The organism is uncultured Brachyspira sp. (genome assembly GCF_944390595.1).
Lineage (GTDB): Bacteria > Spirochaetota > Brachyspiria > Brachyspirales > Brachyspiraceae > Brachyspira.
In genome coordinates, this window is record NZ_CALXRN010000132.1 from 1 (window position 1) to 15,314 (window position 15,314).

Genomic DNA, 15,314 nt, shown 5'->3' on the forward strand with positions numbered 1-15,314 from the left:
GAAAATCTTGCAAAACTTAAATTAAAACCAGTTATAAAATACACAAATAAAAAAGAAAAATTAAAGGAAATAGAAGAAAATATAAAAGAGATTTCAGGTAAAGAAAATGCTTTTGATTATGCAATAAGATGCTATCATAATTATCTTGTATATCCTTCAGATGATAACAGAGAATTATTAAAAGAGGCTTATGAGAAAGTACCTGAACATGAAAGAATGTTTTTAGGAGATATGGACGATAAGGACAGCGATTTTATAAGAATAATTTATACTCCTAATATAAAAAGAGAAGTATAACCATTATAAAACAGTAATATATTTTATAATAATTATACTTTATTATTGCTAGCAGTAAACTCCGCCGTTAATAAGATTATAGCTGTCGTTATAATCTGGCTTTGTTTACCGCTTAAATATTATCTTAATTTAAAGAAACGCATAGCCTGTTCAAGTTCTTTAGCTTCATTTAATAGAGAGTCAGCAGCAGCAGATGCCTCTTCAACTAATGCGGCATTTTGCTGTGTTACTGTGTCCATTTGAGAAACTGCGGTATTTACTTGATCAACTCCTACCTGCTGTTCAACTGCTGTTTCGCTTATATCACGCATTATATTTGAAGTCTCTTCTATTTTTTTCTCTAAATCTTCAAATATTTGCTGAGATTCTTTTGCCTTTTCAGCAGATTTATTTATTTTTTCGTATATAACATTAATTAAATTAGTTATGTCTTTTGCAGAAGTTTGAGAGTTCTGAGCCAAGTTTCTAACTTCGCTTGCTACAACAGCAAAACCTTTACCCTGTTCCCCAGCACGTGCAGCCTCAACTGCGGCATTAAGAGCAAGTATATTAGTTTGGAATGCTATGTCTTCAATAACTTTTGTAATGTTTTTTATTTTTTCACTATCTTCATTAACTTCTTCTATGCTTTTTGTGGTCTCTATTATTATAGCACCGGCATTTCTAATAGAATCCATAGAATCTTTCATCATGTTATTTCCTTCTACGGAATGAGAAGTTGAAGACTTTATTGTTGAAGCCATCTCTTCCATAGAACTTGCTGTTTCTTCAAGGCTTGCAGCTTGTGCTTCTGTTCTTCTTGATAAATCAGCATTTCCATTTGATAATTCCTGTGCTGCATAAGTAATTTTTTGTGAAGAATCATTAACTTTAGATATAATCTCTGTTAGTTTTTCACGCATTCCTTTAAAAGATTCAAATAATATTCCAAGCTCATCTTTTCTTGCATGTTCATTAGCAGCATATGTTAAATTTCCCATCTCTATTTCTTTTGCTTCTTTTATAATGCTGTTTAAATGTCCCATTAATCTCTTTATAAATAAATATATGAATATAGTTAATAATACAATAGCTATTATACCTACAATGGAGCTAATAATTATTAAATCTCTATTTGTAGCGTATATCTCGCTGTCAAACATAGTCATAGCTACAATCCAATTCATAGTTTTCATTTTATAGTATGAACCTGTTCTATTTTGTCCCATATAAATATATGATAATCTTCCTTGTGATAAATTATTGTCAAACACAGTTTTATAATTACTAACAGCTTTTGAGCCTATTTGATCATATAAATTATCCATCATATCTGTTAAATTAGAATCTATTGCTAATATTCTTCCTGTTTTACCTAAAGATATATCTGTGAAATAATTATCATGAATAAGTTTCCAATCTATTATAACAAAAGAAACTCCTATTAAATTTCCTGCAGGGTCCTTTATTCCTCCGCCTATAGCTATGGAATGAACTCCTGTATCTTTTGATTGTACTAAATCATCGTCATAAGTAAATTCATAATTATTTGATTTTAATTTATTCCATAAAGTAGGCCTTAGTTTAGTTATATCCCCTGAAGTGTTTCCAATAGCATCCATTATGACATTTCCATTTAAGTCTGTAACAACAGCATTTATTGAATATTCATTAGCATCATTAAATTGAGTTAAAGCATTTGATAATTCTTTTAATGAAGCTTCATCTCTGTTCATTAATGCCTCAATAACTGCAGGTGCTACAGAATATGTTTTTGCTAATGATATTTGATTTATCAATATTGAATCAAATAGTTTTGCATAAGCCTGAACTGTATTTTGAAAGCCTTCAAATCTGCTTTTACTTATTCCTATATTGGCAAAATTTACAGCTATAGATAATATAACTACTATAAGTATAATAGAAATCAATGTTATAATTGCTGGTATTTTAAAAGATAAACTATGTAATTTTCTCATAGAAAAACTCCAAAAAACAATCAATATTAAAATTAATGAAAAATATTTAACAGATAGATTATACAATAAAATTAAATAAAGTATATATTTTTTTAATCATAATTTGATTGCATAAAACCAAAATTTTTTGAAAAAAATAAAAAAATAACATTTTTTTTTAACACTTTTTTAAAAACTTTTATATATTTATGATATATCAGAATTGATTTGTATCTAATTTTATAAATTTTTTTCTTCATAATTTACCTTAATAGCGGATATAATTTACGTTATATCCGCCGATTTTTAAAAATCTATTTTAATTATGTAATATTTGTAGTATTAAGCACGATATAAATATTTTTTGTATTAAAAAATTATGTTATTGTACATATAATAAATAATATATGGTTTATATATAAAAATTTAATAGAAAAAATATATATTGTACAAATAATACAAAAAATGCTGTTGTAATAAAAAGTTTAATAATATAATTATTAGTTTAATTAAATATTTTTTTATATATCATAATATGAATAATTGATATTCTAAGGATAAATTAATATGAAAACTACAAAAGAAACCATAGAAAATATAGTATGGAAAGCATGCGATACTTTTAGAGGATCTATAGATTCTTCAGTTTATAAATATTATATATTAACTATACTGTTTGTTAAATATTTATCAGATTTTATCAAAGAAAAATCTGATAAAAATAGTTCATCAAAAATAGATTACAAAATAAGCGATGTATCAAGTTTTGATTATTTGTATTCTATGCGTGAAGAAAATAATATAGGAGAAATAATTAATACAGCTTTACATGAAATAGAAAAACAAAATCCAGACAAATTTGAAGGTATTTTTAATAATATAGATTTTAATGACTCAAGTAAATTTGGAAATACAAGAAACACTATTTTAAAAAATTTATTAGAAGATTTTAATGATCCTGCTTTAGATTTAAGCCCAAGTGCATTAGATAATAATGATGTTATGGGAGATGCTTATGAATATTTGATAAAAAACTTTGCCGGAGATGCCGGTAAAAGGGCAGGAGAATTTTTTACACCTCCTGAAGTATCTATACTTATGGCTAAAATAGTGAGTTATAAAAGAAAAGGTGTATTAAAGGTATATGATCCTGCATGCGGAAGCGGTTCACTTCTGGTAAAAGTATATAAAGAACTTGGCGGTAATAATTGCAGTATATACGGTCAGGAAAAAAACAGTCAAACATATTCTTTATGCAGAATGAATATGTATTTGAATGAGATAATGGATAAGGCTGTAATAAAATGGGGAGATACTATTAAAGAGCCTAAATTTGCAGATAGTAATGGTAATTTGGAAAAGTTTGACATAGTAATAGCAAATCCTCCTTTTAGTTTGGATAAATGGTGATATGAAATTGCTGAAAATGATAAATATAAAAGATTTGAATATGGAATACCTCCTAAGAGCAAAGGCGATTATGCTTTTATACTGCATATGATAAATAGTATGTTAGACAATGGGATAACTGCAGTTGTAATGCCTCATGGTGTATTGTTTAGAGGTTCAAGTGAAGGAATGATACGTAAAAGGATAATTGATGACAATTTACTTGATGCTGTTATAGGTTTACCTAATAATTTATTTTACAGCACTTCAATACCATCATGCATACTCATATTAAAAAAGAATAGAAAAGAAAAAGATATCTTATTTATAGATGCCGGATTAGAATATGAAAAAGGCAAGAATCAAAACCGCTTACGCGATGAGGATATAGAAAAAATATGTGATGCTTATAAAAATAGAAAAGATATAGAAAAATACTCTAAGAAAGCATCAATAAAGGAAATAAGAGAAAATGAGTATAATTTAAATATATCCAGATATATAGATTCATTTGAAGATGAGGAGCGTATTAATTTGAAAAGCATAATCAAAGAAATACATGTATTAGAAAAAGAAAATACAGAATTAAATAATAAATTAGAAAATATTTTGAAAGATATAAAATTATAAGTAATATTTTTTATCATTGGATTTGACTTTAAATAAAATATTTATTGTAATATATAACATGGGTGTTAAATTAAACCATATTGGAATGTAAATACGTTTTATATGATAATTTACAAATACTAATTTTTTAATCTATCCATATTGGAAATTTATTTTTCTAGGAGGTTTTATGGAAAAAAATATTGGAGAAACTTTAAGTGAATTCAGAATGAGCAAGTTTTTAAGTTTAAGAGATTTATCTGAAAAAATGAATTTAGGTAATGAAGGACATGTATATTTAAGTGATATAGAATGTAGTAGAAAAATACCATCTAAAAATGAAGTTATATCTATATTAGAAGCATTAAATGTAAATTATAATTTAAATGAGATTATTAATATACTTGAACATTCGAAAATAGATAATAGTATAGATGAAGATACAGATTATTATGAAGAAACATATTTTAAAACTCTTAAAAAGGAGGATGTAATGATAAAAAATAATGAAATAATAAATATTATAGAAAAAAATTTAAAAGATTATACAGATAAAGGAGGGGTAATAAAATATCCATTTCCTGTTACAGATTTTGCAATTAGAGCTTTTGGTTTAAATGTTATATATGATGAAAAATTATTTTCTAAATATAAAACTAAAGCAGGAATGATAAACATAAAAAAATCTCTTATAAATATTAATCCTAAAAGGGAAGATTTTAAAATAGGAAATTTTGTAGTACCAAAAGATTTATATATAAAAGAATCTGAAAATCAGATTATAGCTCATGAAATAGGTCATTATGTGAAATATATTAGTATAGATAATAGAGAACTTTTTGATAAAGCTTATTATGTAGATGAATATTCTAATATAATGTTTAGTAATGAAGTATTTGCTAATAAATATGCAAGAAATTTATTAGTGCCTAAAGATGAATTAAATAAATTTCTTAGAGAAAACGAAATAGTAGGAACTATAGATATTTTAAGAGAATCTTCAATTATAAGGAAATATTTTGGTATAACTGAGTTTATGCTTGAAGTAAGACTGAAAGAACTTAAAATACCATTTGTAAATGGATATTATATACCAGACCAATTAAAAAAAGATCATCTTATTTATGATGAGGAAAATTTATTAAAATTAATGGAAATTTCTATAGGAAATGGTTTTGGTTTAACCCCTAATTATGGAGATGCTGAGCAATTAGTACATCTATATAATAAAGTAACAGGAGAAAATAGAGACAGCGGACCAATTTATATGACATTATGGAGAATAGCAAATGGAAAGTATGATAAAATGCCAAAAGTTTGTGAGAGAAGATTAAAATTTATGAATGAACAAAGAAAAAAAATTCCAGATATACAGAAACAAATTATATTAAAAAAGTTAGAAAAAGAAGGGGCAAATAAAATAACCATATTTGGTTCATTTATAAAAAAAGAAAAATCTGTTTTTAATGATAAAAGCGATATAGATATACTAGTTAGTTTCAAAGAGTACAAAAGTATGTTTGAAATAATAAGAATTAAAAATGAACTAGAAATATTGTTATCAAGGAAAGTTGATTTAATATTGGAAAATAATATAAGAGAATATATGATTGAGTCTATAGATGAAAATAAAGAAGTACTATTAAAATAAATTTCATAAATAACTAAAAGGTATTAAAATGAAAAAAAGCGATACTTATTTTATTAATGATATTAAAAACGCTATAAATTCAATAGAAGAATATTTACTAGAAATAAATGATAAAAAAGATTTTTTATCTAATAAAAGAATGCAAAAATTAATGATATATGAAATTCTAATAATAGGAGAAGCTAGTAATAAAATATCCATTGAAATAAAAAGTAAGAATTCTCAAATAGAATGGCGATTATTATCAGATATGAGGAATTTTTTAATACATCAATATTATGAAGTTAGTAATGATGTAATATGGGAAACTATAAAAAAAGATATTCCTAAATTAAAAGAAGATATATATAGTATAATACTATAAAAAATTAGTTACTTAGAATGTTATGTCTAATGTAATAAAAAAGACTTAAAATAATATTACAATATTTTTTTATATGTTATATTAATTTATATAAATATATAAAAACTAAATTTATAATATTTTTATAATTCACTATTCTTAATATTTGATGAATAGTAATTTTTCAGATTAACTTATTATCTTAATTTAAAGAAGTCAATCAATTTACTTAAATTCTGCGATTCATTAAGCAAAAGCTGAGATGATGAGCTAGCTTCTTCAACTAATGCAGCATTTTGCTGAACAGAAGAATCCATATTTGTAATAGCTGTATTGATTTGTTCTATTCCTCTTTCTTGTTCCTTAGAAGACATATCTATTTTCTGCATCAAATCTGAAGCTTTATCCATTATCTCTGATATTTCTATAAACATTTCTTTTGATTCATTAACACTTGCAGCAGCTAAATTTATTTTATCATTACTGTCGATTATTAAAGAAGTAATATTTTTTACAGATTCCTGAGTGTTCTGTGCCAAGTTTCTTACCTCGCTAGCAACTACAGCAAATCCTCGTCCCTGCTCTCCGGCACGTGCTGCCTCTACAGAAGCATTAAGAGCAAGTATATTAGTTTGAAAAGCAATAGATTCTATTAATTTAGTAATGTCCATAATTTTTGAGCTTGCCTCATAAACAGCATCCATTTTATTAACACTGTCTTCTATTATCTCTCCTGCTTTGCTTACATACTCTTTTGCCTCTACAACTATTACAGTAGTATCTGATATATCTTTAGTAACATATTTAACATTGGATGCCATTTCACTCATGGTAGAAGCAGTTTCCTCTAAACTCGAAGCCTGCATTTCTGTTCTGTTTGATAAATCCTGATTACCTGAAAGAACTTCATTAGCAGCATTTTCAACTTGAGAAGATGATTGTTTAACGGTTTCCATTACATTATTTAAATTATCTAAAATACCTTGAACAGCTCTTGCTATAGTTCCCCATTCATCTTTTAATGCAACAAATCCTGGAGGAGTGCTCCAAGATATATCTCCATTAGATAATCTTGTTAAATCCTGAGCAAGCAGTTTTATAATTATAATAACTTTATTTCTAATAATTAAAGGAGTTATTATAAATACGGTTAGCAGCATTACAATTGATACTATTATCATAATATTTCTTATGTTAGTGCTGTCTTTAAGTATTATATAATTAGGTACTAATATTTTCATACCCCAATTTTGACCAGTCTGCAGTTTTATAGGTACAAATATATATGTTGATTTAGTTTTTAAAGTTGAACTATACTCTTCAAATATTATAGTTTCTCCGGCTTTAATTTTATCTAATAAATTATAGTCTTTGTAATAAGAATAAGCATCATAAACATTTTGTCCAATATAACTTTCATCTTCTACATTATAGAGAAGAGAACCATTATGATCAAATAATGAAGTCAGAGTATTTTCAAATGGCTTTATATTATCCATTATAGGAGCCAAAGAATCTATAAATATATCAACCCCCGCAACACCTATAACTTTATTGTTATTTTTTATAGGTATTGACCAAGTATTCATCTTTACCATTTTTCCGCCCACTTCAAAATCATATATAGATGTAATATGAGTATTTCCTGATTTTATAGGAGCAGTATAATAATCGCTTTTTAACTCTTCTTTAGTCATACCTCTGCTGCTTATAGAACCATTGTTTCTATATGCATACTCGGAGAACATTCCGCCTGCCTCAGAATAATTTGCATCATTTATATAATCTGCATCATTTCCCATCATATTAGGTTCAAATACTAAAAATAAAGCTCCTGTACCTTCCGGCAAAGTGCTAAAAAATTCTTCAACATTCTCTTTATAAATATCTCTGTTTCTCTCTCCGGAACTGTATAGATCATTAACTATATATTCAAATGTTTTTAAACTATCAAGAGCTTCCTGAACAAGATTTTCTACTTTAGCTGCTTCTCCTTTAGCACTTTCTTCTAACACCCTATATGATAATTTTCTTGTAACATTTCTTACAGATAAAATATTAAATGCACCCGATATCATAAGCATAATAAAAAATGGTACTAATATAATCATGCTTATTTTAAACTGTAGGCTGTTAAATTTGCTCATTAATATTCTCCAAATACTATTATATTTCATATTATATGATAAAACTAATTATACACAACTACTTTTTACACCATATTAAAGAAATAATTAAATTATTTTAATTATTATTTTTTAGAATTTATTTGCTTCAAAACATAAATAAATTTGTTATTTAACATAATATATTGTATAATAGCACTCTAAATTTGGAATTATAAATACTATGGATAAAGAAAGTATAACAAACGCTGAAGAGAACTCTTATGATAAACAGGATAACAGTAATTCTATAAGACCGAAAGGATTTGATGATTTTTTAGGACAGAATAATATTAAATCAAAATTAAAGGTTTTTATAGACAGTGCTAAAAAGAGAGATGTTTCTTTAGATCATATACTATTTTACGGTCCTCCAGGGCTAGGCAAAACTACACTTGCTCAGATAATAGCAAATGAAATGGGCAGTAATATAAAAGCTACTTCTGCACCTATAATAGAACGTCCGGGCGATCTTGCTTCTATACTTACTACTTTGGGAGAAAAAGATATACTATTTATAGATGAAATTCATAGACTAAGAACTGTTGTAGAAGAAGTGCTTTATTCTGCTATGGAAGATTTTTTTGTTGATATAAAAGTAGGTGAGGGAACAAGTGCTAAGAGCTTTAGAGTAAAACTTCCTCATTTTACATTGATAGGGGCTACAACTAGAAGCGGACTTTTAAGTACTCCTCTTTATGACAGATTCGGTATAGTAGAAAGGCTTGAATTCTATACTAATGAAGATTTGGCTGATATTGTAAAAAGAAGTTCTGTATTTCTTAATATAGATGTAACAGATGAAGCTGCCATTTCTATAGCATCAAGATCCAGAGGTACTCCAAGAATAGTTAATAGACTTTTAAGAAGAGTATTTGACTTTGCCACTGTTAATGATGTTTTAAAAATAGACGAAGAGTTTGCCTGTGATTCTTTAGAAAAATTGGGTGTGGATAAAAACGGATTTGAAGCACTTGACAAACTTTATTTAAATACTATTATTAAACATTATAACGGAGGTCCTGTAGGAGTTGATACCATTTCGGTGTCTTTGTCGGAACAGATAGAAACTATTGAAGATGTTATAGAGCCTTATTTGATACAATGCGGTTTTATAAAGAGAACACCTAAGGGAAGAGTAGCTACTAATAAGGCATATTCATATTTAAATCTTTCTTCAAGATATGACGATAATTATAATAATGAAGAAAAGGGACTATTTGACTTTTAAGGGGGCTTATTATTTTATTTACTAATGATACAAGCACAAAAAATGAAAGAAGATCTAATGCTCAGTTAGATAAATATTACTTAGAAGAAACTTCAAAAGATGTCAGAGGGCTTGCTGATAAATTTGTAGGTAATTTTAAAAGCAGTAATAAAAAGCCTACAATAGATTCCTATTCTCATTTTGATATTAATTATAAAAAAAATGTAAAAATAAATAACGGCAGGTATAAGCCTCCGAAAATTAGAAAAATAAAATTCATTAAAACAAGAAAAGTATTTAAATCTATATATAATTCTACATACGGTATAAGGCATTTTTTCTCTGGTATAATAAATGCCATTAAAAGAAAAGGAAACCATGAAAGAAGTATATTAATATTCTATGATGATGAAGAGCATGGAGTAAGACTTCCTATTAATAACTTTATGATAACATTTTTACTTTTGGTATTTTCGGCCTTAGTTTATACGGGGTTTGATGCCTACAATAAACAAAAAGAAGCAAGAGAATTTTATAATACTCTTTCTGCAAGAGAAGCAAAAACTTACACTTTAATAGAAGAATATAAACAAGCATTAAATAGATTCTCAACAGCTTTAGTTAATTATAATAATTCAATGAAGAATATATCACATACAATAGATTATAATAATACAAGTACATTTAACAATAATCAAAATATATTAAATAATGATGATATGACAAATATTAATAAGATATTAAATGAAGTTGATAGATATCAGAAAAATGTTTTATCATTTATGAATATTTCTCCAAGAATACATGATCAAATACCTTTAGGCTGGCCTGTTTCCGGAGGGGGAAGAGTATCAAGCGGTTTCGGGGCAAGACTTTCTCCATTTAATCAGGAAAAAAGCTACCATTACGGAGTTGATATAGCAGGGTCTTATGGTACTCCTATAATAGCTGTAGCAGACGGAACTGTAACTTTTGCAGGATGGAGAAGCGGATACGGATGGTTTGTAATTGTTTCTCATGCTAACGGATATCAAACAGCTTACGGACATAATTCAAAATTATTAGTAAATGCGGGTCAAAAAGTTAAACGCGGAGATAAAATAGCTCTTATAGGAAATACAGGACGTACTACAGGCATACACTGCCATTTTGAAGTGAGAGTAGGAGGAGATCATAAGAATCCTATGCCTTATTTGGGAGCAAGATTTTAATTTTACATAAATTTGCTGTAATTTTCAAACATTTATATTTACGCACGGTGAACTAAATTTCAAATATAATAAAAAATGCATTAATAATCGATTTTATATTTTTAGTTTTATTCTGCGTGCGGATAATTGCACTATAAATTTAAAAAACGTTTGGGCGGGTATTATAATTACAGCGAAAAATTATCAATGAAAATAATACAAAAATAACAAAATAAAATCATAAGCTTAAAGGGCGGGCAAAATCTTATAAAAATAATATGTGAATTTTATTTATATAATGTTTTTTATCTTTTGATGCAGATATGCTTATATAAAATTTCAATATCAGATTTAAAATATTTTTGTAGTATTCAAAAATGGATAATCTATATACAAAAAAGAATTTTTAATGTTTAATTATAATACATTTTTTATAATTGGCACCTGTAATTTTTCAAAAAGCATTATAATATGTGCTATTTATATATAAAAATTAGATAAATAATTGGCATGATTATTGCATGTATTACTTAATAAGATATAAATTTGACTTATACATTTATTTTTATATGATATATTAATGATAAGTAAGCAGGAGATTTTTAATGAGTGATGAATTAAATAAAGATATAGATAAAAATAGCGATAATAAGAAAAATAAAAACAATGATAATACGGTTTCAATAGTGGAAGATAAACTGCCTTCAAGACTTATTATAATACCAGTAATGGGAAAGCCTCTTTTTCCAGGACTTTATGCACCATTTCCAATACCTCCTATGCATGCTGATGCCGTTAATAAAGCTATAGCTGAAAATGACGGTTTTTTGGGGCTGAATTTATATATATCAGATAATCCTCCTGATAGGAAAAATCCCTCAGTTAATGATATTTATAAAGTAGGTGTTGTTGTAAAAGTATTCAAAAAGCTTAATCTTCCGGACGGAGGGCTTAATCTTCTCATAAACTCTATAAGAAGATATAAAGTTATGAGATTCACAACCACAGAACCTGTAATAAGAGCAGAGCCTCTTTATATACCGGATATAGATCCTTTCCATAATGAAAAAGAGGCTAAAGAAATAAAAGCATATACCAGAGCATTGCTTTCAGAAGTAAAATCTCTAAGCGAGAATAATCCGCTTTTTACAGAAGAGATGCGTCTTACTATGGTTAATGTTGATGATCCTGGAAAATTAGCTGATTTTGTTACTTCTATGATTAATGTTGAAAGAGCAAGCCAGCAGGAAATTTTGGAAACTTTTGATATTCAGGAGAGATTAGAAAAAGTTCTTCTTCTTTTGCAAAAGGAAAGAGAAATAACAAAGATACAGCAGAAAATACAGGGCAGTATAAATTCAAAAGTACAAAAACAGCAAAGAGAATATTTCCTTAAAGAGCAATTAAAAGAAATTAAAAAAGAATTAGGATATGATACGGATCCTAAACAGAGAGATATAGAAAAGTATAAAAAAACTCTTGAAGAACTTGATGTTATAGAAGGAGTTAAAGAGAGAATGGAGCAGGAGATTGAAAAGATTTCCACAATAGATACTCATTCTCCGGAATATACTGTTTCAAAAAATTATTTGGATACTCTATTTGCTTTGCCTTGGAATAAGGAAAATAAAGAAAGAGAAGATATAGCGAAAAGCAAAAAGATATTAGACAGAGATCATTACGGACTTGAAGATGTTAAAGAGAGAATATATGAATTTTTAGCTGTAAGAAAATTAAATCCTGAAAAAAAATCTTCTATACTATGCTTTGTAGGCCCTCCGGGGGTTGGTAAAACTTCTATAGGAAAAAGCATTGCTGAAGCATTAGACAGACCTTTCTTTAGATTTTCTTTAGGCGGCATGAGAGATGAGGCAGAGATTAAAGGACATAGAAGAACTTATATAGGTGCTATGCCTGGTAAAATTATTGAAGCTTTAAAGATAGTAAAAGTAAAAAATCCAGTGCTTATGCTTGATGAGATTGATAAATTAGGGGCAAGTTTTCAAGGAGATCCTTCAAGTGCATTGCTTGAAGTGTTAGACCCAGAGCAAAATGCATCATTTAGGGATCATTATCTTGATTTGCCTTTTGATTTGTCTAATGTGCTTTTTATAACTACTGCTAATACTCTTGATACTATACCAAGACCTTTGCTTGACAGAATGGAAGTAATAAGACTTTCAGGATATATTTTGGAAGAGAAATTAAAAATAGCTTCTAAATATATTATACCAAGACAGGTTAAAGCTCACGGACTTGAAATTAAAAATATAAAGTTTACAAGTAAGGCTATAAGTTCAATAATAGACGGTTATGCAAGAGAGGCAGGTGTACGTAATTTTGAAAGAAGAATTGAGAGAATATGCAGAAAAATTGCAGCTGATATAGTAGAACATAATAAGAAAACTTATAATATAACTATTGATGATAAAGATTTAGAAAAATATTTAAAAAAGCCAATATTTACAGAAGATTTCACAGAGAAAGATTTAAAACCAGGCAATGCTATAGGTTTGGCATGGACTTCTATGGGAGGAGCAACTTTAACTATAGAGTCAATAAAAGTTCAGGATAAAAAGGATGCCGGCACTATAAATATGACAGGACAATTAGGCGATGTTATGACTGAAAGTGTAGAAATAGCATACAGTTATGTAAGAAGCGTTGCTAAAAATTACGGTGTTGATGATGATTACTTTAATAGTGCTGTTATACATCTTCATATACCTGAAGGAGCTACACCTAAAGACGGACCTTCTGCCGGTATTACTATGGCAACTGCTTTGCTCTCTCTTGCTATGAATAAGGTTATAAGAAATGATACCGCTATGACAGGCGAGCTTTCTTTAAATGGAAAAGTTTTACCTATAGGCGGATTAAAAGAAAAAACAATAGCAGCAAAAAGACTTGGATTTATTAAGCATGTTATAATACCGCATGAAAACATTAGGGATTTGGATGAGATTCCTGATAATGTTAAAAAAGGGCTTACTTTCCATCCTGTTAAAGATGCTAAAGAAGTATTTGATTTTATGTTTAAGCTGAATAAATCTAATAATACAAAAAAGGATAATAAAAACAAAAAGTCTTCAAAAAAGAAAAAATAATTTAATATCATAAAATAAAGGTGCAGAAGTTTTTATTTTCTGCACCTTTTTTATTTTATAAAGAACTTTCATCTACTTCAGTTGCCTGCAGACGGCTTTTTAATTTATCTATCATATTGCCTTCTACAGCTCTTTGAAACTGTATAGCAACATCTTTATTTTTTGTAAATTTAGGTATAGCCTTTGATATCAAATCATTTATTCTTTTATCAGACTGAGTCATTTCGTATATATGATCCGGCAATGCAACTATTAATGTAGCTCCTTTGCTTTCTATAGGATTTCCCTGAGATAACAAAGAATATATTGTAGGGCTTTCTGTTTCTATGTATGAAAGTATTTTATTGTAGAATATGCGTCTTTTATCTGTAGGATTCAAAGACACATCATAATGCGGTTTATTTTCATTTGACGGCATGCTGATATTGTTTTGAATGTTATTATTATCAAGTCCGTAATCTTCTGTCTGAGGCTGCATATTTGAAGATATTATATCAACAGGACGAATCAAATTGTCAGTATTGAGAAGTAAAAGCATACGCATTTCAAATATAGTTCTAGGATTTGATGCACTTCTTATGCGGTCTTCAGCTGATAATATATAATCAAGTATTCTTTCAATTTCATCATCGCTGTAATGATTAGAAAATACTTTTAAATCATCTCTTTCATTTTCTGTTATCTCTAATAATTTAGTGTCATCAATACCGCTTTTTATCATAAGAACAACACGCATATATTCTATTATGCTGTTTATAAAAGTTCTAGGATCTATTGCTTCTTCAAAGAGCTTTTTTACAAATTCAAAATAAGTTTTTTTGTTTCCTGATATTATTATATCAAAAAATTCTTTAACAAAAGAAAAATTATTTCCGCCGACAACAGCATTAACATCAGCACTTGTTATATATTTTTTGTCAGTAGTGTATGCTATCATCTTTTCAAGTATAGTTTCACTGTCGCGTACGGAACCTCTGGCCTGTTTAGCTATTAAGAAAATTGCTTCTTCATCATATTTAATATTTTCTTTATCAAGTATGCCTTTAAGTATCTTTTCCAAATCTTCTATACCAAGAGATTTAAAAGTATACTGCTGACAGCGGCTTCTTATAGTAGGAAGTACTCTGTCAGCTTCAGTAGTAGCAAGTATAAAAACAACATGTGCAGGAGGCTCTTCTAAAGTTTTAAGCAAAGCATTAAAAGCCTCATTAGTTATCTGATGCACCTCGTCTATAATATATACTTTATATTTTCCGGCAACCGGAGATATACGCACATTTTCAATAATGGTTCTTATATTTTCTATACCTCTGTTGCTTGCACCGTCAATTTCTATAACATCAAGAGGAGTACCGTTTTCTATTTGAGTACAAGAAGGACAAACTCCGCAAGGCTTATCAGTAGGGCCATTAACAC

8 protein-coding genes and 2 pseudogenes are annotated in these 15,314 nt (G+C 27.8%); 7 read left to right on the forward strand and 3 right to left on the reverse strand.

All coding sequences use genetic code 11. From position 1 onward, the window contains the following. Positions 1-297: pseudogene (locus tag Q0J90_RS07860) on the forward strand (hypothetical protein); the annotation flags it as partial. Positions 298-416: 119 nt separating this feature from the next. Here Q0J90_RS07860 and Q0J90_RS07865 read toward each other — a convergent pair. After that, positions 417-2,255: a methyl-accepting chemotaxis protein gene (locus Q0J90_RS07865; RefSeq protein ID WP_297277378.1), complete on the reverse strand. Its 1,839-nt coding sequence runs from the start codon at positions 2,253-2,255 to the stop codon at positions 417-419. A gap of 546 nt (positions 2,256-2,801) precedes the next feature. Here Q0J90_RS07865 and Q0J90_RS07870 point away from each other — a divergent pair. The 3 genes and pseudogenes from Q0J90_RS07870 (at position 2,802) to Q0J90_RS07880 (ending at position 6,247) form a co-directional block, all read left to right on the forward strand. Next, positions 2,802-4,253 (forward strand): annotated as a pseudogene (locus Q0J90_RS07870) (type I restriction-modification system subunit M). 169 nt (positions 4,254-4,422) lie between these two features. Beyond that, positions 4,423-5,883 carry a nucleotidyltransferase domain-containing protein gene (locus Q0J90_RS07875; protein ID WP_297277379.1) on the forward strand — a complete coding sequence of 487 codons (1,461 nt, stop codon included), beginning with the start codon at positions 4,423-4,425 and terminating at the stop codon, positions 5,881-5,883. Between the two features lie 28 nt (positions 5,884-5,911). Then, on the forward strand, positions 5,912-6,247 hold the full coding sequence (locus Q0J90_RS07880; protein WP_297277380.1) for a HepT-like ribonuclease domain-containing protein: 336 nt from the start codon (positions 5,912-5,914) through the stop codon (positions 6,245-6,247). Between the two features lie 176 nt (positions 6,248-6,423). On the opposite strand, the gene Q0J90_RS07885 is transcribed toward Q0J90_RS07880, so the two are convergent. Beyond that, positions 6,424-8,373, reverse strand: coding sequence for a methyl-accepting chemotaxis protein (locus Q0J90_RS07885; RefSeq protein WP_297277381.1), 1,950 nt, complete (start codon positions 8,371-8,373; stop codon positions 6,424-6,426). A 202-nt stretch (positions 8,374-8,575) separates the two neighbouring features. On the opposite strand from Q0J90_RS07885, the gene ruvB reads away from it, so the two are divergent. From ruvB to lon, 3 genes are all read left to right on the forward strand, one after another. After that, entirely contained in the window at positions 8,576-9,622 is a 1,047-nt protein-coding gene (gene ruvB / locus Q0J90_RS07890; protein WP_297277382.1) for a Holliday junction branch migration DNA helicase RuvB, read from the forward strand. A gap of 8 nt (positions 9,623-9,630) precedes the next feature. Then, complete coding sequence (locus Q0J90_RS07895) at positions 9,631-10,812, forward strand: M23 family metallopeptidase (RefSeq protein WP_297277385.1); 1,182 nt, start codon at positions 9,631-9,633, stop codon at positions 10,810-10,812. 584 nt (positions 10,813-11,396) lie between these two features. Beyond that, positions 11,397-13,898: an endopeptidase La gene (lon, locus tag Q0J90_RS07900; protein ID WP_297277383.1), complete on the forward strand. Its 2,502-nt coding sequence runs from the start codon at positions 11,397-11,399 to the stop codon at positions 13,896-13,898. A 55-nt stretch (positions 13,899-13,953) separates the two neighbouring features. On the opposite strand, the gene dnaX is transcribed toward lon, so the two are convergent. Then, on the reverse strand, positions 13,954-15,314 hold a 1,361-nt coding region (dnaX, locus tag Q0J90_RS07905), incomplete at its 5' end, for a DNA polymerase III subunit gamma/tau (protein ID WP_297277384.1).